Source organism: Sphingomonas sp. BK481, from assembly GCF_014194875.1.
Taxonomy (GTDB): Bacteria; Pseudomonadota; Alphaproteobacteria; order Sphingomonadales; family Sphingomonadaceae; genus Sphingomonas; species Sphingomonas aerolata.
Window position 1 is genome coordinate 64076 of sequence record NZ_JACIAP010000009.1, and the last position, 25070, is coordinate 89145.

The 25070-nt window shown below is 62.8% G+C and carries 28 protein-coding genes; 12 read left to right on the forward strand and 16 right to left on the reverse strand.

What is annotated here, in order from left to right; translation table 11 throughout:
* Positions 1-3: 3 nt before the first annotated feature.
* The 4 genes from FHY04_RS16275 to FHY04_RS16290 form a co-directional block, all read right to left on the reverse strand.
* Positions 4-1167, reverse strand: a complete 1164-nt coding sequence (locus FHY04_RS16275) for an efflux RND transporter periplasmic adaptor subunit (RefSeq protein ID WP_183937275.1) — start codon at positions 1165-1167, stop codon at positions 4-6.
* The gene (locus tag FHY04_RS16280; protein WP_183937205.1) at positions 1167-2534 is read right to left on the reverse strand and encodes a TolC family protein; all 1368 of its coding nucleotides are present in this window, start codon (positions 2532-2534) and stop codon (positions 1167-1169) included. The genes FHY04_RS16275 and FHY04_RS16280 overlap by 1 nt, the downstream gene beginning before the upstream one ends.
* Before the next feature lie 65 nt (positions 2535-2599).
* Positions 2600-2917, reverse strand: coding sequence for a hypothetical protein (locus FHY04_RS16285; protein ID WP_221211831.1), 318 nt, complete (start codon positions 2915-2917; stop codon positions 2600-2602).
* A 100-nt stretch (positions 2918-3017) separates the two neighbouring features.
* Entirely contained in the window at positions 3018-3668 is a 651-nt protein-coding gene (locus tag FHY04_RS16290) for a cation transporter (RefSeq protein WP_183937276.1), read from the reverse strand.
* A gap of 71 nt (positions 3669-3739) precedes the next feature.
* Between FHY04_RS16290 and FHY04_RS16295 the strand changes: the two genes are divergently transcribed.
* Complete coding sequence (locus FHY04_RS16295) at positions 3740-4132, forward strand: helix-turn-helix domain-containing protein (protein ID WP_183937207.1); 393 nt, start codon at positions 3740-3742, stop codon at positions 4130-4132.
* Positions 4133-4453: 321 nt separating this feature from the next.
* Here FHY04_RS16295 and FHY04_RS16300 read toward each other — a convergent pair whose 3' ends face one another.
* The 3 genes from FHY04_RS16300 to FHY04_RS16310 form a co-directional block, all read right to left on the reverse strand.
* Entirely contained in the window at positions 4454-4837 is a 384-nt protein-coding gene (locus tag FHY04_RS16300) for a MerR family DNA-binding protein (RefSeq protein ID WP_183937208.1), read from the reverse strand.
* Complete coding sequence (locus FHY04_RS16305; protein ID WP_221211833.1) at positions 4834-7164, reverse strand: heavy metal translocating P-type ATPase; 2331 nt, start codon at positions 7162-7164, stop codon at positions 4834-4836. The genes FHY04_RS16300 and FHY04_RS16305 overlap by 4 nt, the downstream gene beginning before the upstream one ends.
* A 361-nt stretch (positions 7165-7525) precedes the next feature.
* A complete protein-coding gene (locus tag FHY04_RS16310) occupies positions 7526-7894 on the reverse strand; it encodes a hypothetical protein (RefSeq protein WP_183937209.1) in 369 nt (122 codons plus the stop codon).
* A gap of 278 nt (positions 7895-8172) precedes the next feature.
* Between FHY04_RS16310 and FHY04_RS16315 the strand changes: the two genes are divergently transcribed.
* Both FHY04_RS16315 and FHY04_RS16320 read left to right on the forward strand, forming a co-directional pair.
* Complete coding sequence (locus tag FHY04_RS16315) at positions 8173-8388, forward strand: hypothetical protein (RefSeq protein WP_183937210.1); 216 nt, start codon at positions 8173-8175, stop codon at positions 8386-8388.
* A gap of 143 nt (positions 8389-8531) precedes the next feature.
* Positions 8532-8861 carry a four-helix bundle copper-binding protein gene (locus FHY04_RS16320; RefSeq protein ID WP_183937211.1) on the forward strand — a complete coding sequence of 110 codons (330 nt, stop codon included), beginning with the start codon at positions 8532-8534 and terminating at the stop codon, positions 8859-8861.
* 1 nt (position 8862) lies between these two features.
* Here the strand turns inward: FHY04_RS16320 and FHY04_RS16325 are convergent, their stop codons facing one another.
* The 5 genes from FHY04_RS16325 to FHY04_RS16345 form a co-directional block, all read right to left on the reverse strand.
* On the reverse strand, positions 8863-9162 hold the full coding sequence (locus tag FHY04_RS16325; protein ID WP_052148885.1) for a DUF1622 domain-containing protein: 300 nt from the start codon (positions 9160-9162) through the stop codon (positions 8863-8865).
* A gap of 105 nt (positions 9163-9267) precedes the next feature.
* Entirely contained in the window at positions 9268-9972 is a 705-nt protein-coding gene (locus tag FHY04_RS16330; RefSeq protein ID WP_183937212.1) for a class III cytochrome C family protein, read from the reverse strand.
* The gene (locus FHY04_RS16335; protein ID WP_037527189.1) at positions 9960-10628 is read right to left on the reverse strand and encodes an iron reductase; all 669 of its coding nucleotides are present in this window, start codon (positions 10626-10628) and stop codon (positions 9960-9962) included. The genes FHY04_RS16330 and FHY04_RS16335 overlap by 13 nt, the downstream gene beginning before the upstream one ends.
* Positions 10629-12563 carry an FAD-binding oxidoreductase gene (locus tag FHY04_RS16340; RefSeq protein WP_183937213.1) on the reverse strand — a complete coding sequence of 645 codons (1935 nt, stop codon included), beginning with the start codon at positions 12561-12563 and terminating at the stop codon, positions 10629-10631.
* Between the two features lie 16 nt (positions 12564-12579).
* Entirely contained in the window at positions 12580-12930 is a 351-nt protein-coding gene (locus FHY04_RS16345; protein WP_183937214.1) for a hypothetical protein, read from the reverse strand.
* 338 nt (positions 12931-13268) lie between these two features.
* Here FHY04_RS16345 and FHY04_RS16350 point away from each other — a divergent pair, with 338 nt between their 5' ends.
* The 6 genes from FHY04_RS16350 to FHY04_RS16375 all read left to right on the forward strand — a co-directional run bounded on the left by FHY04_RS16350 (position 13269) and on the right by FHY04_RS16375 (position 18713).
* Positions 13269-14828 carry a PAS domain S-box protein gene (locus FHY04_RS16350; RefSeq protein ID WP_260171580.1) on the forward strand — a complete coding sequence of 520 codons (1560 nt, stop codon included), beginning with the start codon at positions 13269-13271 and terminating at the stop codon, positions 14826-14828.
* Positions 14824-15444 (forward strand): response regulator transcription factor, encoded by a 621-nt coding sequence (locus FHY04_RS16355; protein ID WP_183937280.1) that lies wholly within the window; start codon positions 14824-14826, stop codon positions 15442-15444. The genes FHY04_RS16350 and FHY04_RS16355 overlap by 5 nt, the downstream gene beginning before the upstream one ends.
* Positions 15445-15510: 66 nt before the next feature.
* Entirely contained in the window at positions 15511-15930 is a 420-nt protein-coding gene (locus FHY04_RS16360; RefSeq protein ID WP_183937215.1) for a histidine kinase, read from the forward strand.
* Between the two features lie 97 nt (positions 15931-16027).
* The gene (locus FHY04_RS16365; protein ID WP_183937281.1) at positions 16028-17341 is read left to right on the forward strand and encodes a type II restriction endonuclease; all 1314 of its coding nucleotides are present in this window, start codon (positions 16028-16030) and stop codon (positions 17339-17341) included.
* 68 nt (positions 17342-17409) lie between these two features.
* Entirely contained in the window at positions 17410-18291 is an 882-nt protein-coding gene (locus FHY04_RS16370; protein WP_037527313.1) for a DUF4396 domain-containing protein, read from the forward strand.
* Between the two features lie 89 nt (positions 18292-18380).
* A complete protein-coding gene (locus tag FHY04_RS16375; protein WP_037527184.1) occupies positions 18381-18713 on the forward strand; it encodes a four-helix bundle copper-binding protein in 333 nt (110 codons plus the stop codon).
* A 49-nt stretch (positions 18714-18762) separates the two neighbouring features.
* Here FHY04_RS16375 and FHY04_RS16380 read toward each other — a convergent pair whose 3' ends face one another.
* The 4 genes from FHY04_RS16380 to FHY04_RS16395 form a co-directional block, all read right to left on the reverse strand.
* Positions 18763-19032: a flagellar biosynthetic protein FliQ gene (locus FHY04_RS16380; protein WP_183937216.1), complete on the reverse strand. Its 270-nt coding sequence runs from the start codon at positions 19030-19032 to the stop codon at positions 18763-18765.
* Positions 19033-19075: 43 nt separating this feature from the next.
* Positions 19076-20002 carry a copper homeostasis membrane protein CopD gene (gene copD, locus FHY04_RS16385; RefSeq protein WP_037527182.1) on the reverse strand — a complete coding sequence of 309 codons (927 nt, stop codon included), beginning with the start codon at positions 20000-20002 and terminating at the stop codon, positions 19076-19078.
* Between the two features lie 4 nt (positions 20003-20006).
* On the reverse strand, positions 20007-20375 hold the full coding sequence (copC, locus tag FHY04_RS16390) for a copper homeostasis periplasmic binding protein CopC (RefSeq protein WP_037527181.1): 369 nt from the start codon (positions 20373-20375) through the stop codon (positions 20007-20009).
* 117 nt (positions 20376-20492) lie between these two features.
* Positions 20493-20936, reverse strand: a complete 444-nt coding sequence (locus tag FHY04_RS16395; protein ID WP_260171581.1) for a flagellar hook-basal body complex protein FliE — start codon at positions 20934-20936, stop codon at positions 20493-20495.
* Positions 20937-21447: 511 nt separating this feature from the next.
* Between FHY04_RS16395 and FHY04_RS16400 the strand changes: the two genes are divergently transcribed.
* The 3 genes from FHY04_RS16400 (at position 21448) to FHY04_RS16410 (ending at position 25069) form a co-directional block, all read left to right on the forward strand.
* On the forward strand, positions 21448-21888 hold the full coding sequence (locus tag FHY04_RS16400; protein WP_037527177.1) for a periplasmic heavy metal sensor: 441 nt from the start codon (positions 21448-21450) through the stop codon (positions 21886-21888).
* A gap of 9 nt (positions 21889-21897) precedes the next feature.
* Positions 21898-22473 carry an RNA polymerase sigma factor gene (locus tag FHY04_RS16405; protein ID WP_037527173.1) on the forward strand — a complete coding sequence of 192 codons (576 nt, stop codon included), beginning with the start codon at positions 21898-21900 and terminating at the stop codon, positions 22471-22473.
* A 271-nt stretch (positions 22474-22744) separates the two neighbouring features.
* A complete protein-coding gene (locus FHY04_RS16410) occupies positions 22745-25069 on the forward strand; it encodes a multicopper oxidase domain-containing protein (protein WP_183937217.1) in 2325 nt (774 codons plus the stop codon).
* Position 25070: the final 1 nt, after the last annotated feature.

Consider the following 25070-nt stretch of genomic DNA (forward strand, 5'->3'; position numbering starts at 1 on the left):
GGTCTATTCTTCCTCACCCGCGCCCTTGCCGAGTTCGGCCTTGAGCAGGAATGCGTTCTTGGTCGCGACCTGGCTGCCGCCCGCTAGACCCTTCAGGATCTCGACGCGGCCATTGCTGCGCTGTCCGATCGTGATGTTTTGTGCGCGGAAGCCCTTGGCGGTCCGTACGAACACGACATCGCGTCCTTCGAGCGTCTGGACCGCATCTTCCGGCACCACGATAGCGTTCGACGTGCCGCCACGGGCCGGGAGCAACCGCACCCGCACCGCGAGCCCCGGTTGCAGTGTTCCCGTCACATCGAGGACCGCGGTCGCCGAGCGCGTGTCGTTGGCGAGGCCCGGCGTGACGGCGCGCACCCGCGCTTCCACCGTCCGCCCATCGGGTAATTCGATAATCGCCCGATCGCCCGGCGAAAGCCGCTGCGCATCGGTCGGTCCGACCGCCGCTTCGACCTGTATCTTCGACGCATCGGCGACACGCATCAGCTCGGTTTCGGGCTGGACGAACGCGCCCAGGCTGACATTCTCCGAGGTGACGCGGCCCGAAATCGGGCTCGACACCAGCACACCGCGTCCATCGGACGTGATGCGCGCGGCACCCGCCGCGACGCTGGCGCGCCGTGCTTCGGCCGCGGCAGAGGCGGCTTCCGCCTGCGCCTGTTCCAGCTCGACGCGCGCCGAGACCTTCTGCCGGTAGAGATAGCTTTCGCGCGCGAGCGCCTTTTGCGCCAGCGTCGACTTGGCAGCCGCAGCGCTGCGATCGGCCGCGATCTGTGCCGCATCGCGGCTTTCGACGATCGCCAGCGTCTCGCCGGCACGCACCGGGTCGCCAAGCCGCTTCATCAGCCGCGTCACGGCACCGGCTGCGCGGGCGTTGACGATCGCCTCGCCTTGCGGCGACGCGCTCACCGTCGCCTGTGCGACGATCTCCGCGCCGAGCCCCCCGGGATTGATTGTCTCGGTTGCGATGCCGGCCTGCTCGATCGCCTGCGCGGTCATCGCCACTGTGTCGGGTGCTTTCTCTTCGGGTGCGGGCGCGGCCGTATTGCCGGCTGCCGCTTCGCTAGCGGCGGGTTTGTCCGCGGTGCAGCGTGCGACGCCGAAACCGCCGAGTGCGGCGACGAGCGCGACGGCTGCGCCGCCGCCAAGCAGGCGCTTATCCTTCATCATCGTTCATCTCCGGAAATCGTGGGGGCCGGCGTCGTGAGCCGGTCGAGCCGCGCCTGCGCGTCGTGGTACGCGGCGAGCGCATCGACATAGGTCTGGCGGGTCTGTGACAGCGTGCGCTCGGCATCGAGGAGCGCGATCTGGTCGAACTTGCCTTGGCTCCAGCCGATCCGAGCGATGCGCGCGGCTTCCTGCGCCGCGGCCAAGCCGGGACCACCCGCCGCCCGTGCCGTGGCGGCAGCATTGGCCACTTCGGTCTGCGCGCTGGCAATCTGCTGACGGGTGTCGACGATCGCCAGACTACGCAGCGCCTGCGCCTGGGTCTGTTCAGCCTGCGACTGTGCGACGAACGCGCTGCCGTTGTTGAAGAACGGCAGCGGAATCGAAAGGCCGACGACGGCCGCGGTGTCGTTGGTTGCCGCCAGTCGTCGCGCGAACGCGCTGACCGTCAAGTCCGGAACACGCAACGAGCGGGCAACGCGAACCTGCGCATCGGCAGTGCGAACATCGGCTTGTGCCGCAACGAGGGCGAGCGTTCCTTCGATATCGACGGAGCGCTGTGGTCCATAGCCATCGATCCGCTCAAACCAGGCTCGGTCGAGCGGTCCCATTACGGCTGTATTGAGCAACGTCCCGAGATTGGCGCGCGCTGCCTGCGCCTGCCGGGTCGCGCTATCGGCCGCGACCTGCGCGTTGATACGCAGCACGTCTGCGCGCTGTTGCTCGATCGGGCTGACGTCACCGGCCTTCACGCGTTCGCTCGATACGCGGAACGCGTTATTGGCAATCCCCGCCTGCTCCGCCAGTACCTCAAAGCGACGCTCGGTCGCAGCGGCCTCGATGTAGAGCTGCGTGACCCTCAAGCGCAGATCGGCTCGCGCGACCTCGGCCTGAATCTGTGCGCGGGTCAGACGGGCCGTCGCAAGGGCGACACGTGCGGGACGCTTGCCGCCTAGCTCGAGCGGCAGCGCCACGCCGACGGTGGTCTCCGAACTCCGGACACCCCTGTAGGCACCGCTGCCGCCGATATTTTCGACCTGCGTCTGAAACTCGGGATTGGGGCGCAGCCCCGCCACCCGCCTTGCGGCGGTTGCGGCCGCGACGTTCGCGGTCGCGGCGCCAATCGAAGGCAGCGCGGGTTGCGTGCTACCGGCGGGACCAGTTGCCGACCCGCCATTGGTAGTGCCCGATACGGGCGTGCCTGCCGATGGCATGCCGGCAGCGCCAAGCGCGGCGTCGAGCGAAAAGGCGGGCGTTGCCTGTGACGAAGTGGTCGCCGCCGGGATAGCGGGCGGCGGTGATGTTTGCGCCCCGGCCACACTGGCCAGGGACGCCGCGACCATGAAGGTCGCGATTGTACGTTGCATCGATGATGACTCCTAACGAACCTTGTTCGCCCCGCGCGGCAGCAGCCGGCGGGGTCAGCGGGTCGTCAGGCTTGGGGGGGCCTCAATGCAGGATCGGCCGTGGACAGCGGCAGCATCGATCGGCGTGCCGAAACCGGTGCAAGGCGAAGGTCGCGCGTCAGGACAGTGCTTGCGAGCTTGACCGGTGCCGCGACATGATCGCCGTGACACCCGCCATGATGATGCGGATAGCCCTTGTCGCCATCTGACGGCACCTGGTCGGCATCACCGGGGGTATGGCCTTCAGCGATTTGCTCGCCGGGCGTCTCGCTTGCGCTGATACTGACGTCCGGCCGTTCCAGCGCGTGCGCCGTCGCCGTCGCTCCAAGGGAGCAGACGAGCATCAAGCAGGCAAGGATGTTCAGCAAGCGTCGCACGGGACGCTCCGTAGCAGTAACGCCGATGCCGGGATAGTCGCGGCGATGATGCGGCCAAATACAGCGATCATCGCAGAACTTCCGGAGCCACCGGCCGCGCTTCGCGCCATGCCGGAATCGCTCCGGCGAGAACTCGCCATGCCGAGCGCAGGAAGATGAGCGCGATGATGCCGCCTACCGCAATGTCCGGCCATGCAGCTTCGGTCATCGCGACCAGCCCGGCCGCGATCAGCACGCCGACGTTGGAGGCCACGTCGTTGCGCGAACACTCGAACGTGCTGGACATATTCACGTTTTCCGACCGGAAGCGCCACAACATGGCGAGGCAGGTCAGGTTGGCGACCAACGCGGCGCTGCCGAACGCCAGCATCAGCGAGGACGAGGGTGGCACGCCGTTCACGATCTTGGCGAAGATCTCGAACACCACCGCGATACCGAACACGAGAATGATGCCGCCTTTGGCAAGCGCCGCGCCGGCTTCCCAGCGCGGGCCACGGCTCAGCGCATAAAGGCTGAGGGCATAGACGACCGCATCGCCGAGCATATCGACCGAGTCCGCCATAAGCGCCGACGAGCGGGCGAAGACGCCCCCGCCGAACTCGGCGACGAACATGACGAAGTTGATAACCATGACGGCGATCAGCACGCGCCGCTGATCGGCCTTGCGGCCGAGCTGCGCGATCGTGTCGCCTTTCCTGGAACAGCAGTCGTCCGCCATCATACCACTCGATTCGCGTGTCGGACCCCCCATATGCACCCTCATGTCACTAGAGGGTCAAGGGCTCGCACATGAAGATCGGTGAAATTGCTAAACTAACCGGTCTGAAGGTAGAGACCGTCCGCTATTATGAAGGCGAAGGGTTGATCGGCGCGCCTCGCCGCAATGGCGGGAATTACCGCCTGTACGACCGGTCGCACCTGGAACGCCTGACATTCATCAAGCGCTCGCGCGACCTCGGCTTCACGCTCGATCAGGTACGCGACCTGCTCCGCCTGGCGGACGATCCGCGCGGATCATGCGATGCGGTCGACGAGATGGCGGTGGTGCATATTGAGGAAATCGATCGCAAGCTCGCCGACCTCCATGCGTTACGTGATGAGGTTGCCACGTGGGGTCGCTGTGACGCGACGACGATCGCCGAATGCCGGCTGATCGACGCTTTATCCTCGCGGCTACCTTAAGCGCTGGCCGGACATTATCATGCGCGATATCTTCGCTCACTCTGCTCGGGCCGTTTCAAAGAGATACCGGCCACGATCGCAAGTGTAACAAGGAGATATTGGGATGACCGGCCAGCGCGGCTTACGCTGGACGGATGAGGCCGACGCCGAGCTACGCCGGCGGGTAGCGGCCAGGCAGACGATCGCGCAGATCGCACGCGAAATGGAAAGAACGATGGACGCGATACGCGGCCGGGCAGCGTCACTGCGGATCACGCTTCGCTCGTCACAACGACCATGGCGCGATGGCGTTACTCATCGCCGTAGCGAGTAGGCCCAGCTTCAAGCTGCCATGCGGCGAAGAATTGGGCAGTCCGGTCGATCGTCTCCGTGACAGCGGTTTACCAATTCCAGCAGCGTCGATCGCATATCTTCGAGCGCAGCCGCCTTACGTCCGAGTTCGTCAGCGCGCGCTTGCGCAAGCATTTTGACTTCGCTGCTCGAACGGCTGCGATCCGACCAGAGGCCGAGCAGCGTCCTAATCTCATCGATCGGAAACCCCAGGTCACGCGCGTTGGCAATGAAGCGAAGGCGGTGAACGTCCGCATCGCCATAGTCCCGGTAGCTCCCGCGCCGTGGCGGCGCGGGAACAAGCCCGATCTTCTCGTAGTGGCGGATCATGCGTTGGGAGACGCCGCTGGCATCCGACGCCGCCCCGATGTTCACAGCTTAACGGCGTTGAGGCGAAGCGCGTTCAAGACCACGGTGAAGGACGAGAGAGCCATCGCCGCGCCGGCCAACATCGGCGAGAGCAGAATGCCAGCCACTGGGTAAAGCACCCCGGCCGCGACCGGCACGCCAATCCCGTTGAAGAGGAACGAGAAGAACAGGTTCTGGCGGATGTTCCGCATGGTCGCACGGGCAAGCTTCCGCGCGCGCACGATCGCCGACAGATCGCCGCGCGTGAGCGTCATGCCCGCGCTTTCGATCGCCACGTCTGTTCCCGTGCCCATCGCAAGGCCGACGTCCGCAGCGGCCAGCGCGGGGGCATCGTTGATGCCGTCGCCGGCCATCGCGACCTTGGCACCGGACTCTTTCAGCTCCCCGATGATACGGGCCTTGTCTTCCGGCAGCAGATCGGCCCGCACCTCGTCGAGTCCGCCCACGGCACGAGCGACCGCATCGGCCGTCCCACGATTGTCGCCAGTGAGCATTACGACGCGCAGGCCCTCCTTGCGGAGCGCGGCGATGGCGTCGCGCGCCGATGGCCGCACGGGATCGGCGACCGCGAGCAGCCCCGCGAGTGCCCCGTCGATAGCGACCAGGATGACGCCTGCGCCTTCGCCACGATAGCGATCGGCCGCGGCGTCGAGCGGCTTGGGATCAGCGCCGATCCGACTGATTTGCGCCGCGTTGCCGATCACGACCGAACGGCCGTTCACCGTGGCGCTGACTCCCAGGCCAGTTTGTGAGGTGAAATCCTCGACTGTGCCGAGCTGCAGCCCGCGTTCCTTGGCGGAAACGACGATTGCATGGGCGAGCGGATGTTCGGATTGCCCTTCGACGGCCGCGGCGAGCGCGAGCATCTCGTTCTCTCCGACCGCACCGACCGTCTCGACCGCGATCAGCTTGGGCTTGCCTTCCGTGAGCGTGCCCGTCTTGTCGATGACCAGCGTGTCGACCTTTTCGAGACCCTGTAGCGCTTCCGCGTTCTTGACCAGCACGCCGGCAGTCGCGCCGCGCCCGGTGCCGACCATGATCGACATGGGCGTGGCGAGCCCGAGCGCACACGGGCAGGCGATCACCAGCACAGCGATGGCATTGAGGATGGCGTGACCCATGCGCGGCTCAGGGCCGACCAACGACCAGATGACGAAGGTCGCGATCGAGATCAGCACGACGAGCGGCACGAACCAGCCCGACACCCGATCGGCGACCGCTTGAATCGGGGCGCGGCTACGCTGCGCTTCCGCGACCATGCGGACGATGCGCGCCAGCATCGTATCCGAGCCGACCGCGCGGGCTTCCATGACCAGGCTTCCCGTTCCGTTCACCGTTCCCCCGGTGACAGCCGCCTCAATTTCCTTGAGGACCGGCGCAGGCTCCCCGGTGAGCATGGATTCATCGACCGACGACCGGCCCTCGACCACTACGCCATCGACGGGGATGGCTTCGCCGGGACGGACTCGTAGCCGATCGCCGGTCGCCACGTCGGCAAGGCCGACTTCCTCTTCAGAGCCGTCAGGGCGCAGCCGGCGCGCCGTCTTGGGCGCGAGGTCCATGAGCGCGCGGATCGCGCGTCCGGTTGCCGCCCTTGCGCGCAGTTCGAGCACTTGCCCGAGCAGCACCAGCGTCACCACGACGCCGGCAGCCTCATAATAGACCGGGACCATGCCGCCGTGCATCCGGAACGTCGCGGGAAAGATGCCCGGCGCCAGCGTGGCGACCAAGCTGTAGAGGAACGCCGCGCCGACCCCGATCGCGATCAGCGTGAACATATTGAAGTGGCGGGTGCGGAGCGAGGTCCACCCCCGCTCGAAAAACGGCCAGCCTGCCCACAGCACGATCGGCGCCGTCAGCGCGAGCTGGACCCAGGGCGAGGCGGCAGGGCTGACGACGTGCAAGCCCGTCATTTCGGCAAACATGGAGACGATCAGCAGCGGGATCGTGAGTGCGCCGGCTACCCACAAACGGCGCGTGAAATCGACCAGCTCGGGGTTTGGAGTATCGTCGAGTGAGGGTTCTTCAGGCTCTAGCGCCATGCCGCAGATCGGGCACGTCCCCGGCCCTTCCTGGCGAACTTGCGGGTGCATCGGGCACGTCCATATCGCCCCCGGGGTCGCCATCGGCTCAGGCTTTGGCTTATCGCCGAGATAGGCGTTTGGGTTCGCGACGAACTTGGTCCGGCACCCGGCGCTGCAAAAATGATATTCATGGCCGGCGTGCTCGGCATGGTGCGCCGTCGTCGCCGGATCGACCGTCATGCCGCACACCGGGTCCGTCACCTTGGCCGCACCGTCGGGCACCTTAGTCCCCGAACAGCAGCCACCCATTTTGCCGTGTTGTTGGACTTCCACCGGCGCGGTCGACGCCCCCGAGCAGCACGACGAGGGTTCAGCAGCCGGTTCGGCTAGCTTCGCTGAGCAGCCGCAACCCCCGGCATGGGAATGAGAATGAGGATCGTTCATGGCGTAACTCCTTCGACCCGAAGCCATGTAGGGTCTGACATCGTGTCAAGGTCAACCCCCGTCCATTCTCGACCCCACCTAAATGATACGCGCCCGCGACCCGTTCCCCTTGGCGATCTGTTGGAGGAGAGACGGTCGGCATACTCAACGGTCGCTACATCGCGAGTGGGTAACTAGCCGCTCGCGATAGCACCAGCGACGTGCCTCTTTTCAAGGCACGATGTGGCTAGCGAACGGGTCGTTCGAGCTCGACGATATCATGCAGCTTCACGCCGCCAGTGAGCGGGGATGCAGTCGCAAAATGGTCGTTCAAGGTAGAATCGATGCGGACGGTGCCAATTTCGGTCCGCGTAAAGCTCGCACCGCTTCGCGGGCCGGGCCGCGACACATTGCGATAGACTTTGAGAACCTGACCGGCTTCGGCGCCGTCTGCCCGCCCGATGCACACGACAAGATTCTTGCCCGACACATCCACGACGCTTCCGCGCATGAAGAAGGTGTGGCCGATGCCAGGCGCGGCGATGGCGGGCTGCACTGCGCCCATGAGGGGCGCGGCGAGAAACGCGGCTGCAATCAAAAAGCGGCGTGCGGTCATGAAGAATTCCTTGGATGGGCGGGATTGCTTTGCAAAGATCCTCCTTGGTTTGGACGAGTGTCAGAACACATTGAAGGATCGGAAACTACGCAGACGGAAACTAGGCCCGCTGCCTTGGCAGCGACCGGCCCACGCTACATGTGCAAACTGCCGCAGCGGCCTAGGCAAGCTCTGCAATTAAGAGCCACCGCGGTATGTAAATCCCGAGTCTTTTTAGCTCGTTGTTGAGGTTCTATCGGTGCGTGAATGACCCGGAGCGATCTTCAAGGAATTCGACTATGAAACGTCTCCTTCTTGCCGGCACGCTGCCGTTTGTGTTGCTCGGTGCCTGCGCCACGACTTCGACGGCAGAGCAACGTGCGAGTTGCGAAAAGATGGAAAGCGGTATGGGGACCGATGACCGTCACGATCACAGCGAGCAAAAGGGAATGGGCAGAAGTTCGATGAACTTGACGCATGACCAATGTCGTCAGATCCTCGCCAAAAGCCGCTAATTGGCTAACCGCAAAGGAAGATCATGGCGATTGAGTCGATACCCCACCCGGACCGCCGGGCGGTCATCGTCGGTCTCACCGCTATGACAGCGATGGCGAGCGGGACCGGAGCGCGCGCGGCGAGGCCAGGTGAGCTGGCCTCGATGGCAGCAGCCATGCGCGCCTGTATCGACGAATGTCAGAAGTGCCACACGGTGTGTCTTACCACCGCGACCGAGCTTCGCCGCGCTCCGGCGCTTCACCGGTCGTCTCCCGCGCAGATCCTCGCGATGCTCGACAGTGCGCAGATTTGCGCCACAACCGCCGACTTCATGGCGCGCGGCTCGGCCCATCACGCGGCGATGTGCCGTTTATGCGCCGACATATGCGAGGCTTGTATCCGCGCCTGTACCGGTATGCCGGGCATGGAGACGTGCGTGGCGGCGTGCGTGAGCTGCGCGAAAAGCTGCCGAACCATGGCAGCGATGGGCTAGGTCAGTTTGGGGGCCTGGTCCGGCGCCATGGCAGTGTCCCTTCGATCTCGACTGATAGCGATGCACTGAGGAACGTCCGGATTGCGATGATCAGCGCCAGAATGCCGAGGCTACGGAACGTCGGGGTTACGGCGATCGTGCCGATGATGTCAGCGGCAACCAGCAATTCGAGGCCGAGCAGCACTCCTCTTCCGATGGTTGTGCGAAACGACAGCATCGCGTCGGTCCAGTCTGCACCGCGCCGCAAAGCCCGGCCCAGCACCATTACGGCACCCAGCGCGACCGCGACGATCGTCGCCACGGCAGCAACCTCAAAGCCTACCGAAACCCCGTGAGCAACCGAGCTGACCACAGCGGTCGTATGGTCAAGTGTCATGGCCGGAACCAAATCGACGCGCCTTTCGTGTCAATGCATCTTCACCCAGCCGACTCCTTTGATGTTATTGAACGAGTCGGTCTGATGACATGCGAAGCATTGCTCGACGCGCGCGCGGCCCTTCCCTGCGATGGTTTTGTCCATCATCGAAAAATGCATCATGTAGTGGCTTGGGGGTGCCTTATGGCACTGGGTGCAATTGGTCGACCGGGGACTGGGATGAAGATATCCCTCGATCTTCCAAGTCTTAACGACGTGGCATGACGCGCAATCCTGACCAAAATATCCTTGGTGCTTGTCGCGTGTCGCGTGACAGGAGAAGCAGTTGAGCGAGCCTTCGTGACCCGTGATCTTCGCCGCCACCTGATCCAAGATCGCATGATCCATCTTGATGGGCCGCGCAGCAGCGGGGTTGTGCTCGACGTGACAACCCCTGCACTCTCCGATGTTGGCGTGAAACGCCGTTGCAGGTTGGCTTAGAAGCTCAGGGGAAGAGGCATGGCAGGTGATACACTTGCTGGCCGCAATCCCGCCAGCCGGCACGTGGCAACTCTCGCATTTGTCGCCGATGAATGCGTGCGCCTTTGACAATGGCCCTGGACTGACGGCGGCTGTCCAACCGGGAACAGCGTTGCTGCCGAAGCGACCGACCGCTAGCGGCACCGCAATGGCGGTGAACAACGCCAAAGCCGCCAGGACGAGGTAAAAGGCACCGGGGAGCTTCAAGCGAGCCACCGCAGGCCGTAATAGATTCCGCTCCAGATGTGCAGGATCAGCAGGGCATACATCAGGATCGCCGAAACGATGTGGAGTATTACCCACCTCGCCAGAACGCGTTTGAGGGTTTCTCGCTCGCTGAGCTGAAATTCAAGGTCCGATATCGCGCCGAGCAATTCGTCGATATCGCCTGCATCCGACCGAGCGATCGGCTGCTCGCCACGGACCAACGCGTCATACCGGGTGCGAAGAGCGCCGAGCGCCTTTTGCTGGTCGCGTAGCTCCTCGCCGATCTGGGCGAGATAGTAGCGGCCAATGAAGCCGGTCCCGACCACGACCAGCATCGAGACGACCAGGGCGATGCCAAGCGGGCTTACGAACTTATGACCTGAATGCACGATGCCGAGCAGCGCGCCGATGGCGCCCGCGTAAACGTGGAACGTCAGCAGGACACCGACCGAAACGGTATTCTTGGTGCGCTCTTTTACCCAAGGGATGCGCTTGGCGATCCAATAGCTGAGCAGGCTCACAAAAAGCAATGCGGCTGCTATTCCGGTAACGCCGCCAGCAAGGCTGCCGGGGAATCGGGGAGCGACGTGGAACAGAAACGCAGGAACGATCAGCACAAGGGCGGTCATGATTCCGCCGACGGTTACTTTTTCAGCTTCCGTCACTCAGGCCGCCACGACCAAATTGCCGGGCGACTTCGCTTGGCAGGCCAGAATCGTTCCGCCGGCCTTCTCCTCGGCGGTCAGGGCGTCCTCGACTTCCATCGTTACGGAGCCCTTGCTTAGCGGCACCTTGCAGCGCCCACAGGTTCCCACTCGACATTCAAAGTCGATGACGACGCCGATCGCTTCGGCCGCTTCGAGCACAGACTGGTCGGGAGCCAATGTTCCCGATTTGCCTGACGTGGAAAACTCGACGGTAGCCTGAGCCGAAGGTGCGCTAACCGCTGCGGCGCCAGCTCCGGTCGGTGCCGCAGCGACTGCGCTTGCCGGCGTCGGCTCTTCCGGTTCGTCCGCGGGAACCGGACCGCCCTTTGGCGGCGCAAAGTCTTCCGTCTTGATTTGATCGGGCGGGACTTTGAGTTGGGCCAGCGCATATTTGACCGCATCCATCATTGCCGGCGGTCCGCAGAGATGAACCCGGCGTTCCGCAATGTCCGGCGCGCATTTGACGATGAAATCGGGTGTGATGAACCCTACCGGACCCGTCCAGTCCGTCCCATCCGCCTTCGACACGATCGAGGCGATCGTAACATTTGGATGGCGCCGCGCCAGATAAGCGATCTCCTCTCGGAAGATCAGATCTTGGGGTGAATTGGCAGCGCAGATGAGGTGAACTCGGTGCTCATACGATCGGTCAGTTAGGTCGCGCAGCACGCTCATCATGGGCGTGATGCCCACCCCCCCGGCAATCAGCACGATACCTTTGGCTTCCGCGCCGGTAAAAAAGAATTTGCCCGACGGAGCAGTGATTTCAAGCAGATCGCCGGTTTTTGCGTGATCGTGGAGGTGTCTCGATTCAAGGCCGTGTTGTTCGCGCTTCACCGTCAGTTCGATGTACTCCCGCTGCGTCGGTGCCGAGGAGATCGTGTAGGAGCGCCGGACCTTTTGACCGTCGATTTCGGAGGTGATCGTGGCGTACTGACCGGGCAGGAACACGAAAGGGAACGGGCCTAGATTGGCCTCCATCAACCGAAAGGTTTTGACCGTTGGTGTCTCGTCGAAGATCGCTTTGATCCTCAGCACCCCCTTCCACGGCCTTTGTACCGCGGGAGGTGCGGAAGGCGGAGGAGCGACGCCTTGACCGCCAAGCGGCCCACTCGCCACGCCCGCTGTTTGTTTGCTATCGCCATTCGGAGTGAGACGATCAGCCAGCGCGCCAATGCGTCGCAAGCGCTGCCAGCGCAGGAACAGCATCGTTCCCAGCGCGGCTGCCAGGATCAGCATTGCGGCGACGTGGAGCCATGAAAGATCGCGAAAGCCGCCGTCCATTATCATGTCTCCGTTGGGGGCTATGGCGGTCTCGTTCTTGAACCAGGTCAATGCGATCCGTCGTGGCGGCCACGACTGGTTGAGCGCCTGCAATGCGCTTATGCCACTCTCGGCCAGCGATAGACCTTCGCGGGTTGTAGCGACCGCGCTTTGCGCGCCGGCGAGGTCGTTCTTCGATTGGGCATGATGCAGGTCGAGTTGCCCTGCCGAAAGCATCTGACCGCCGGAACCTAAACGCGCGATTGCCTCAGTACGAATGGCCTGTCGGGCTTCGCGCGTGAGTGCCGGCAAGTCCATCATCGCTGGATAGAATGGCTTGCCGCCCCTGGCACCGCAGCATCCTCCAACCGTCGCCGGTGCGCCAATCGCCGCCGGCGACGGCTTCATCATGTCCATCATTCCGGCAGGACCAGCAGGCGGCGCGGATGCAGCCGACATAGGGGCATTGCTGGCCGGGCCGGGGCTCGCGGCGCCGGGATGGTGCGACGCGTGCTCCGACGGCGCCACTTGCGCCAACGCCGCCGACGACCCGGTGGTCATCAGCAGCGCAGCTAATCCCAGCAGAAAAGAACTTTTCGCTCGGTTTATCGGAGCCCTACCGGTCTTCATGCCAGTCCTACTAGGATCACATGTCGTCGGACATCGGCTTTGCCATCGGCGCCTTCGGAGCGGGCTTCGCCGCTGTCGGCTTCGCCTTGGCACGATGGCTATGCGGCTTAGCCTTCATCGGCATCGGCATCGGCGCTGGCTTGGCGGCCATGCCTCCCATGCCGCAACAACCGGGCTTCTTCGCGGGCATCTTCATGCCACCCTCCATCTGTCCGTCGCCCATCGGCATCATCTTGTCATCACCCATCGGTGCAGGGGTCGATGACGGTGCCGGCGCCATTTGCGCAGCGGCAAGCGCTGGAGTGAACAACATCGCGGTAAATGCTAGGCCGATGGTCGATGCGCGAGCGCTGAAGTGTTGTTTCATTGCGATATCCTTAGTCTCGAGGAGCCCAGTGCGGCGGCAACTACATGCTCCGCCAAAAGGCGGGGCTGCGGGTCGCGAACCAAACTCCATCAAAGATGGACCGCTAGGAATGACACCGCCATCATCGGATAATACGCAGGCCACGCACCGACCCCTCGTTGAGTGCGACATTTATTCGGCATCCGGAGAGCTTGCCGCCTGGTAGGGGATTAAGTGGCCTAGCCTGTGATTTGCGCTTAGTGTCGGATAGGCCGGAGCTGAACGGCGACCTTCAAGACCATCGGAGGTGCGGCGTTGATCGACTTTGCCTACGCATTGAATTGGGCTGCGCGCCTCGCATGACGGAGGCGCTGCCCCCGAATGACGCGAACGCCGTTGCGGCAATGGCGCGGAGCAACTCCGCCATGGCCGAGGAACTTGGCCTGCTCATCGACGGCGCGACCGGCTACGCGATCTATATGCTAGACCCGCAGGGTCGCGTGACGATCTGGAATCTTGGCGCCGAGCGCATCAAAGGATGGGCCGAGGCAGAGATCCTAGGCCGCGACTTTTCAATTTTCTATCCCCCGGAAGACGTGGCTCTAGGAAAACCACAGGCGGACCTCGCGCTCGCCAGCGCTCTCGGTCGTGTAGAGGAAGAAAGCTGGCGGGTGCGCAAGGACGGCTCGGAGTTCCTCGCCAGCGTAACGATAACAGCACTCCGCGACGATGCAGGCGCGCTTCGCGGCTTTGGCAAGGTGATCCGGGACATCACGGATCAAAAGGCGTCGGAAGCGGCGATCCTGCGGCGCGAACAGCATCTTCGCTCGATTCTCGCGACCGTGCCCGATGCCATGATCGTCATCGACGAAAGCGGGATCGTCTCCTCATTCAGCGCCGCTGCCGAACAGTTGTTCGGCTACGTCGAGGCCGAGGTTGTGGGACGCAACGTCGCCATGTTGATGCCCGATGCGGAGAAGCACGATCATGACACCCATCTCCGGACCTACCAGGAAACCGGGATAAAACATGTGATTGGCCATGTGAGGCCGCAAACGGCCATCCGCAAAAATGGCGAAACTTTCCCGATCGAACTCGCCGTAGGAGAAGCCTCCATTGCCGGCGAACGCATATTCACCGGGTTCATTCGAGACCTAACCAAACGACACGAGACCGAACGACGCTTGAAAGAGCTTCAGTCCGAGTTGGTCCATGTGTCCCGTGTCAGCGCAATGGGCACGATGGCCTCGACGCTCGCACACGAAATCAACCAGCCCCTCACCGCGATCGCGAACTACCTTGAGGCGGGTCGCGATATGATCGGCGTTACCGACGACGCCATGCTCAACGAGCTTGCTGAGGCACTCGATCTGGCGACCGCTCAATCACTCAGAGCCGGCACCATCGTTAAGCGGCTAAGGGCATTTGTGGAGGGCGGCGACACCGGTTTCCAGATCGAGCAACTCGACGCGCTTGTGGAAGAGGCGACTAGCCTTGGCCTGCTCGGTGCGCACGAAGCCGGGATCACGGTTACGATGACGATCGCCGCCGGCCGCGATCGCGTCATGGTCGATCGCGTGCAGATCCAGCAGGTGCTGGTGAACCTGATCCGCAATGCGATACAATCAATGGCCACCACGACCTGTAAGAATTTGACCATCGCGACCGCGCCCGACCGGAAGGGGTGGATGAAAATAACGGTCGCTGACACGGGTGCCGGCATCGACGAAGACGTCCGGGAGCGACTTTTTGAAGCGTTCGCGACCACCAAGGAGGACGGTATGGGGCTCGGCCTATCGATCTGCCGGACCATCATCGAAGCGCATGGCGGTCGTATTTGGGCGGACGCTGTCGTCACTGGCGGCACGGCGTTCCATTTTTGCGTGCCGCTAGCCGCCGATGGCGACGCCAATGATTGATGACCCACGAACCGTGCATGTCGTCGATGACGACGAAGCGATCCGGCAATCCATCAGCTTCTTGTTACGCAAGGCCGGATATACCGTGGAAACGTACCCCGCCGGTACGGCTTTTCTCAAAGCCGTCACCCGGAAAAGCCAAGGTTGCGTCCTGCTGGACGTCCGGATGCCAGATATCGACGGCCTGGAGGTTCAGGCCAGGCTTTCACAGCAAGGTATTGCGATGCCGGTCGTCATGCTCACCGGGCATGGCGACGTGACCCTGGCGGTTCGAGCGATCAAGGCAGGAGCTATCGAATTTCTCGAGAAGCCCTTTGAGCGACTAGTGCTGATCGACGCCATTGAAGCAGCCCTCAGACACGCTGCACGGACTGGACGTGACCATTTGGCGGCTGGCGATGCGGTCGTTAGAATCGCGGCGTTGACGGCGCGAGAGCGAGACGTCCTCGATGGCATGGTGCTCGGCAGGCCGAACAAGCTGATCGCATTCGAGCTGGGTATCGCAACACGCACGGTCGAGGTCCACCGGGCAAGCCTTATGGAAAAACTTTCCGCCCGCAGCTTGTCGGACGTGCTGCGCATTGCGTTCGCTGCGGGGCTGGGCGAGGCGGTGTAGCCTCGCCTTCTACGTACATACGCAGTCACTCGGACATGCAATCGCTTATTCCAACAAGGAATTTGCATGCCCGCTCGGACCGCCCTGAACCCCAACGCCAGTGTCGGTGTCTCGCTCGTTAACGGTGATTCCGCGACCAGGCATGCCCGCCAGATTATGCTGCGATCCTTGGGTTACAACGTCCGATCCTATGCCACATGCGTCGCCCTTCTCACCGATCCCCGCCCGCGCGATCAACAATGCATCATCATCGACATCGATACCCCGAAGGTTGACGGAATTGATCTCCTGCGCGCGATGCGGGCAGGCGGCTGGCGAGGTAAGGGCATCCTGTTGGCCCGTATCCCCCCGGAGAGCGAGGTTTTGCGCGAGGCCGAGCGCCATGGTGATAAGGTATTGGACCACGCCATTGGCGATGGTCGGCTGATGGCGGCGATTGCCACTTCTATAGGAAGCGGGCTGGAGGAGTGGAGCGCCGGAGTGTGAACGCCCGGATCAGCTTTGCCCTTCCCGCGGAAAAAGATATCTACCCGTCGGACTAAAACCGCAGGTGACAGCGCAGCGGCGAGCGCACGGGGGAATAATGGCGGCTCAACTCAGCTTGCGGACCATTGATGAAGATCACGACGGCCTCGTTCGACGCCTCATTGCACGATGGCGCGATGATCCGAGCGCAACCTATCGGAGCTGGTTCCTTTGGAATGAGCGACTGAAGAACTTCCGCTCGATCCGGCGCGGCATAGGCCAGGTGGTGGCGGAGATCGAACGCGGTACGTTCGGTGTCGCCTACCGTGGATCGTCGCTCGAAACTGTCGTCCATTCCGTTGCCGAGCAGCGCCAAATCTTCAAAGGCGCCGATCACGCCTTCCTGTGGAAGCCCAAGCTCCGCATCCCCGATATTTACGAGAGCCCGGAAAACCAGCGCGCGTTCGGCCGATTGCTTGACGCCTGTTCATGTTGCGACACGGCCGAGGAGATCATCGGCCATATCCACACGATTGACCGCTTAAAGATCAAGGGCCTTGGGCCGGCGGTTGCGAACCTGCTCTACTTCCTTCACCCGACGCTGGTGCCGCCCTTCAACACTGCGATCGTGAAAGGCTACAATGCGCTGACCGGCGCGAACGTGAAGCTCGGGAACTGGGAACATTTTCTGGCAATGAGGTCCGGTGTTCTCGACTTGAACGATCGGCACCGCGACCTGCTATCGAACGACCTGGGCGCGATCGGCGGGCTGCTGTTCGACATCGGCTCCGATCGCTACCCGGCCCCTCCCCTCGACGGCAGCGGCGCGGCGCTGGCGAGTTGGGGGGAAAGGCTTGAGGCGGCGCGCGAGGAAGCGCGTACGCTCAGCAAGGCGGCGTTACGCGAAGGCGAGAACGAGCGCACCCATACTGAAATCCAGGCATGGCTTCGTGATCTAGGATTGGCGCTTGGCTATGACGTGTGGATCGCATCGAACGATCGTAGCCGACCCTTCAACGGCGCGCCGTTGGGGCAAGGGTGCCTTGAGCGCTTGCCCACCTCGATCGCAACCTCCAAAGGGGCGGACTCCATCCGCCTGATCGACGTGCTGTGGCTTGAGCGGGGTGGCGATCATGTCGCAGCGGCGTTCGAGGTGGAGCACTCGACCTCAATCTATTCGGGGATCGTGCGGATGCTCGACCTTGCGCTCAGCGGTAGCGACCTTCACGCGACCGCGGGGCTGTTCCTCGTCGCACCCGACGCCCGCGAGGCGGACGTTCGCGCACAGTTGCAGCGGCCAGCGTTCAGTCGCGTCGCCGACCTCGACATATCCTACCTGCCCTACAGCGAGTTGGAGAAGAACCGCGAGGCCATAGCCCGGTTCGGATCGGGACTGAAAGCGATCAAGGCGGTGTCGAGCAAGCTCGCATGACATCCTCCGGCGAGGGTTAGGAACGGAAGCCGCGTATCCTCTTAGAGTGGAGGAGAGCTGCCGTGACGATGATGCCTTCCCCGGTCCCCTGGCTCGATACGGTGCTGGTCGTATGGTTCGCGCTGACTGCGCTTTCCGTCGCTTACGTCGCCTGGGATGCCTTCATGCACAACCCCGAGCTTAAGGTGATGAAATGGGGTTGGCTGTTGGTCACGCTCTATGGCGGACCGATCATGGCCGCAGCCTATGTCCTGTCCTGCCAGGAGCCGGCGACAGAGCGGCATGAAGACTTCATTCGGCCGCTTTGGAAGCAGGCGTTCGGCTCGGCTATTCATTGCATGGCTGGGGACGCGACCGGCGTCATCGCCGCTGCGGCGATCACGACGGCGCTCGGCTTGCCGATGTGGCAGGACGTGATCGCGGAGTATGTGTTCGGCTTCGCGTTCGGGCTGCTTATCTTCCAGGCGCTGTTCATGCGCGACATGGCGGGCGGCTCCTATGCCCGAGCGCTCCGAATGTCGTTCATCCCCGAATGGCTGTCGATGAATGCCGTGATGGCCGGCATGATCCCGACGATGGTGGTGTTGATGAGTCGGGACATGGCCGCGATGCACGCCAGCTCGCTTCGCTTTTGGGGCGTCATGTCGCTGGCGACGCTCGTCGGCTTCGCCGTCGCCTATCCGATCAATCTATGGCTTGTCGGCGTCCGGTTGAAGCACGGCATGGGGACGGTGCGAGCACTTGGGCATGGCGGGCACGAGGTCGCGGCGGAGCCGCGATCGACGCCACCCATGCCCGGCATGGAACACGATACCATGCAGGGGATGAGCGACATGGCGATAGGTTCGCGCGCGACCAGGCCGCAGATCATCGCGATGACGGTGCTGACACTCGTCATGCTCGGCGCGGGGGTCATCATTGCGACGCTGTTCGGCCGCTGGGCCATGTAGCTTTGCCGCGATCGACGAAATTGCGGCAAGGGATGATCGCGCGGGGCGCGTATCTATGAGCAGGCGGGGGCTCACACGGAGATAGACCGATGCACCAGATCGACCTCGCCATGAAGGCGTGTATGGACGCCTGCCACGACTGCCATGTGACCTGTCTTCAAATGGCGATGAACCATTGCCTCGAGATGGGCGGCCAGCACGCGGCGCCCGAGCATATCAAGATCATGGCCGACTGCGCGCAGATTTGCGCGGTCGCGATCGACTTCATGGCGCGCAAATCGGCGCATCACCAGCATATCTGCCGCGAGTGCGCCGAGATCTGCCGGGCGTGCGCGGCTAGCTGCGAAGGGCTCGAGGGCATGGAGGATTGCGTAGCGGCGTGCCGCAAGTGTGCTGACGCCTGCGACAAGATGGCGGGCTAATCCCCGCTCGCGCGGGCGGCTCGCCGCCCGCGCGTCAAGGACCGATTTGCTAATGCCCGATCCGAGCGATCACGTCGAAAAGCTCGACGGTAAATTCCGTCAGCAGTTCGATCGCCGCGCCTCCAAATACCAGCAGGCAGACCCCCAGGGCGATGAGCTTTGGCACGAAGCTCAGCGATTGTTCGCTGACCGAGGTAGCGGCCTGAATCATGCTGATGATCAAGCCGACGATCATCATGGGCACGAGCAGGACGACGCAGATGAGCGCCAAGACCGCCAGCATCCTGCCCGACTCGTCGAAGAGGATGGATTGATCCATCAGTGCGAAAGGCCGGGAGTCGGGAAGACCACCCGGCCAATCATCACATCGCCGAGGCAGGTGGGGCGAGCGTCCCAAGCCAGGCGACCAGCCCAAGGATGACGACGACACAGGCGGTTTCGGCTGCCAGGCTCCCCCGTAGCGCGCCGAGCGCGCCACGATGATCGGCATTGGCGATCGACTGCTCGAACGCTGGTGTCAGCCGAAAGCGATTGAGCGAGGCCAGTCCCAGCATTAAGACAAACAGCGCCAGTTTGGCGAGCAAGAGTTGACCGTAGAGCGTCGTGGCAAGTGCTGCGACGTTGTCAATCCCGACCAGCATCCATGCGTTGACCAGACCGGTAACTACGACCGTGGCGACCACAATCGTCCCGACCGTGCCGAAACCGTGCAGCGCCCGGTGCGTCAGGCCGAGATGCGCTGCGTCGACCTCAGCAGCCGGACGTGACACGAGCAAAAGCAGGCCGAGCAGCGCGCCGACCCAGGCACCCGAGGCGATCAGGTGGAGAATGTCGGCGATGAGGTGGACCCAGCCCATCGCGGCTTCGTCCATCGCCCCGTGTCCGGTCCATGGCAGCGTTCCAAGGGCTATGCCCGAGGCAAGCATAACGCCCGACAGCCACAGACTACGCTGAGCGGCGAACATCGCAGCAAAAGCAGCCACAACGAGCGCAACCATCCGAAGCTTCCAGGCGGCACCGATAGCGGAACCCGTGAGCAGCCCGCCAATCGCTTCCTGGTCGAGCGGCCAAAGCGGCGTTCCGGCCATCGAGGAAGCCATGAGGACGAGCCAGCCGATTGAAAGCAGCAGGCTCAAGATCGCACTGCCAACCAACCATAGGGGCAGCGCGAGCGCGTTGCTGCGCTCGCGTGCCCGTAGCCCATAAAGGCTGAATGCGGATAAACCGAACAGCGCCGCCATCGCAAAATAGAGCGCAAAGCGGACGCCGATCAGCGACCAATCAGACATCGGCTCACTTTACCGTAAAGGCGTAATTGCCAGCGACCTTGTGCGTGTCGGTCGAGACGATGTGCCAGTCGACGGTGTACCGCCCAGCGGCCAGCCGCCCCTTGGGCGTAACCACCAGCGTACGACCATCTGCCGCAAGCGCCGCAGTGCTCGGCATCTTCATTGCTGCCATTCCGGGCATCGCCGCCATCGTGAGGTCAGCTTTGGAGAACGCTGGCATCAGCTTCTCGCTGAACTGGAGTTTGATCTGTGCGGGCTTCGCTACGGTCGCATTGGCGGCCGGGCTGGCGGAGAGCAGCTTGGGATGGGCATTGGCTGCGCCTGCAAAAGCGACGAGTGCGGTAGCAGCGATCAGGAATGGTAGGCGACGCATGGAGGTCTCTTTCGTGTTGGTTGTCCTTCTCCTTCATACGCGGCTTCGTCGGCTACCCCTCAGATCGCTTCATCGCAGAGCGTCTCGCTCGAAAATTGGTCGTGAGATGCGATGGCATCAAATCGGCATGCTCATGATATCCTTGTAGGCAGAAAGCAGCTTGTTGCGCACTTGCAACGTCGCCTCGAAGCCGATCGAGGCTTCCTGGCGAGCGAGCATCACCTTGGCGATGTCGGTTTCCTCCCCCCGCTCATATGCTACCGTCAGAGCGCCGGCCCGCGCATTCACCGCATTCATTTTTTGCAACTGGGACTGGAATGTCGACGCGAAGCCGCCCTGCTGCGCCGTTCCGACCGGCGCCACTCCCCCGGGGCCATTGTCGTTCCGGATGGAGTTCGGATCCGCGACTTTCTGAAGCGCAGTGTTCATTGCGGCTTCAAAGGTTGGCTTGCCCGCGGCACCGGGACCGGTCAACGAGAGCGGGGTGCTCGCGACGTTGCGAAGCGCAGCGTTCTTTTCGAGAACCGCGCTGCGGATGGCCATGATGTTGTTGATCGACATGCTGCTCACGATCGCCTCTGTGGGTGGAGACAGATCGGGCACGGTAGCGACGCATAAATTAGAAATTGGTTAATACCGGTTATTCTCAATTGAAAAATTATTAAAGGGTACATTTCCTCATTGGGTTCGGCCAGCAAGCGTCTCGCTCGTACGTCCCGCGGCTCGCTAGCACCGGCTGGGCACCATGAGGGGTTAGGGCTTCGCTCGCGTAACCTATGCTAGAGGGTGGAGTGAACGACATGGACGACCTCGACGCGATGTTGACCAGGCTGGCGCAGGCGCCCTTGCCGAGTAGCATTGACGGAATAGAAGCCAGGGTGCTCGCGCGTATCGCTGCGCGGCCTGTAGCGAGCGCCAGCATGGGGATGGGGGCGATAACGGTTGCTGCGGCGCTCGTGTTTGGCATTGTTGGCGCAGGCATTCCCGCACGCGAGGCTCGTGCAATGACACCCCTGTCACCCTTGGGACCGACGTCGCCACTTGCACCCTCGACCTTACTTGTCGGAACTCCATGAACGGGCGCGCCCGGCTGGCGGTAGGTGTGATTGCGTGCTTCATCGCCGCGATCAGCGGTGTGTTCGTCGGGCGGGCGCTGCTCCCTTCGCAGATTCAGCCCGGAAATGAACTGCATGAGGTGCTGCATCACAAACTGGCGCTAAACGCGAACCAGCAGGCCCGCGTCGAAGCGTTGGAGCAACGGTTCTCGGTGCAGCGGCGGGCCTTTGAGCTTGAACTGAGGGCCGATAATGCGCGGCTGGCCGAGGCGATCGAGACAGAGCATGGTAACGGCCCCCGCGTCGCCGCGGCGGTCGATCGGAGCCACGCCGCTATGGGCGAGTTACAAAAGGCGACGCTCGCCCACGTATTCGCCATGCGGCAGCTTCTCCGGTCCGACCAGACCGGCCAGTTCGACCAGGCGGTGGTCAAGGCGCTCACCGACGATCATCATTAAGCCTGGGCGGTGAGCCTCGACTGGAAAACGCTGTCCGAAGCGGAGCTTGCGACACTTTGTATTGCCGGCCGAGAGACAGCGTTCGCTGAAATCATGCGCCGAAACCGGCGGCCGGTGTTCCGGGTGATCCGCGCTTGTGTGGGTGACACGGACGAGGCGCTCGACCTGTTGCAGGAGACGTTCATCGCCGCGCACCAGGCAATGCACCGCTACGACGGTGAGCGATCAATGCGCACCTGGCTATCGACGATCGCGATCAATAAATGCCGTGACTGGGGACGGAAGCGAACTGTTCGGCGCTTTCTGTCATTGGCTACGCCGATCGGCGCCGAAGCGGAGGCCGTGGGGGACAATCAGGTGGCACCCGATGACGCGGTCGGCGATCGGCAGGAGTTGAATCGAGTAGCAAGGGCTATTGCCGCCTTGCCTATCACATTGAAGGAGCCCTTGGTGCTTCGCACAATCGAAGGGCTCAGTCAGGCCGAGACGGCCGCCATATTGTCGATCAGCGAAAAGGCGGTGGAGACCCGGCTATATCGCGCCCGCACAAAGCTCCTGGAGAGTTTGGGCGGGCGCACCAGGTGACGCGCTGCCAAGCTTGCCAAAGGGCAGCTCCATCGGGCAGCTAGCCCGCTTCGCCCGCGCAATTCAGGTTTCCGAAATTCGATTATCCGGTCACCTTCGCGCACCAGTGCGAAACGTGGATGAGGGGTCAGGCTGCGCCGCACGTAATAGAATGTGAAGCGCCCTTTGGGGTGCTCGCGTCGTTTATGCATGAGCCCGAACTGACCATTAAACTCAGCGACGGCAGGACTTTCTAACATACGGCAGGACTTTCTAACATAAAGGCATCGATATGCGTCGGACAGCTGTTTTCCTCCTGGCCACCACCATCCTTTTTGCCGGCACGGCAGAAGCGCGGACGTATGACCTCGTCCTCGACCGGCAGAAAGTTGAGGTCGAACCAGGTCGAAAAGATATGGCCATCACGGTCAATGGCGGAATTACGGCACCGGTGTTGCGGTTCACCGACGGTGAGACTGCGACTATTCGGGTCACCAACCACCTGAAGGAAACGACCTCGATCCACTGGCATGGCCTGCTGGTGCCAGGATCGAAGGACGGTGCGCCCGGGTTCAATGGCTTTGCCGGCATCAAGCCCGGCGAGACCTACACCTACACCTTCAATCTCCGGCAGACCGGGACCTATTGGTATCACGCGCACTCGGCGACCCAGGAGCAGGAAGGCCAATACGGGGCGTTCATCATCGATCCCAAAGCCGGCAGCGATATCGCGGTCAAAGCGGACCGCGATGAAGTCGTGCTGCTTTCAGAGCATACGCGCACCGCGCCGGAGCGGATATTGCGCAACCTGAAGGGTGATTCGGGATATTACAATTTCTCCAAGCGAACCACGCCCGAGCTGTTTCGCGATGTTGCGAAATTCGGCTTGAAGAAGACCTTGGCGGACCGTGCGGCCTGGAACAAGATGCGGATGGATCCGACCGATATCGCCGACGTTGGCAACTACACGCTGCTCGTGAACGGGCAGCCGAGCAGCCGCAAACCTTACCTTCCGTTCACGCCCGGTGAGAAGGTGCGGCTTCGGATCATCAACGGCTCGGCGATGAGCTTCATGGATGTTCGAATCCCCGGATTGACGATGACCGTCGTTGCGGCCGACGGTCGGGCCGTCGAGCCCGTCACGGTCGATGAGTTCCGCATTGGTGTTGCCGAGACGTACGACGTGATTGTCGAGCCCAAGGCAGGCCAGGCCTATCCGCTGTGGGTGGAGACGCTTGACCGCAGAGCGTCCGTGCTGGCGGCGATTGCGCCTCGGGAAGGGATGGCCGTGACGGCACCGGCGCCGCGTCCGCGCCAGGTCTTGTTGATGAGTGAGATGGGCAGCATGGGCATGTCGATGGGCGGCGATGGCAAGCCGATGGCAGGCATGGATCATTCCAGCGGCTCGATGCCCGGCATGGACATGAGCGGCGGGAAATCGATGGACATGGCTGGAATGAACCAATCTGGAGGCTCGATGCCGGGCATGAACATGAGCGGCAATGCGGGCGCTTCGGCGAAGTCTTCAGCCAGTTCGAAGGCAGGGTCGAGCCATTCCACCTCGGGCGCCATGGCCGGAATGGACATGGGCGATAGCAAGTCGATGGCTATGGCTGGAATGGACCACTCGGGCGGCTCGATGCAGGGCATGGACATGAGTAGTAAAGCTCCTGCGTCGTCAGACCACACGAAGATGCCAGGAATGGCTAGTGCATCGATGATGGCCAGCAACACCCCTGCGCGATCGGGGAGTGCGGTCCAGGCGACCTCATCCGGCAAGAAGGAGACGCCGTTCCCCCGCGTCGATTACGGCATGGGGTCCGACACGACGGCTGGCATGGACGGGATGGCGATGACCGATGGCGGCATGCCGGGGATGACCGGCAATAGTCAGGCAATGGCCGGCGTGGACATGGGCAGCGGCAAGATGGCCATGCCCATGCAGCATACCGGGATGGCCGGGATGGCCGGCGGTAGCGGGTCTATGGCTGGAATGGATATGAGTGGTGGCGGAGGCAGCATGGCTGGCATGGCGGGCATGTCGATGACATCGCTTGCCGACGAGGGCGACACTGACGGATCGGGGCGAGTCTTCGGCTGGGCCACAGGCGCTCCTTATGGAGCGCGCGTGCTTTCGGTAAAAGACTTGCGAGCACTGGCCCCGCAGCGTGACACCCGCGCACCGACCCGGACGATCGTCATCAAGGTGTCGGGCAACATGGAGCGCTATATCTGGACGCTTAACGGCGCCAAGTTCGGCGAGGCACCGCCGATGAAGGTTGCATTTGGTGAGCGGGTTCGCATTACCTTCGTCAACGAGACGATGATGGCGCATCCGATGCACCTGCACGGGATGTTCTTCCAGGTCGAAAACGGGCAGTCGGCAGATCGGCTGCCCGACAAGAACGTCGTGACGATCGCTCCCGGCAAAACGCAGTCGATCCTGCTTACCGCAGACGAAGCCGGGGAATGGCCGCTTCACTGCCACCTGCTCTACCATATGGAGAGCGGCATGATGCAGAAGCTTATCGTGGCGTCGGTCAGTCAGCCAAACGGGATGCCCACGCCTGCAATGCAGTCGATGCCTGGGATGGATCACGGGACGGGAACGAATTGAT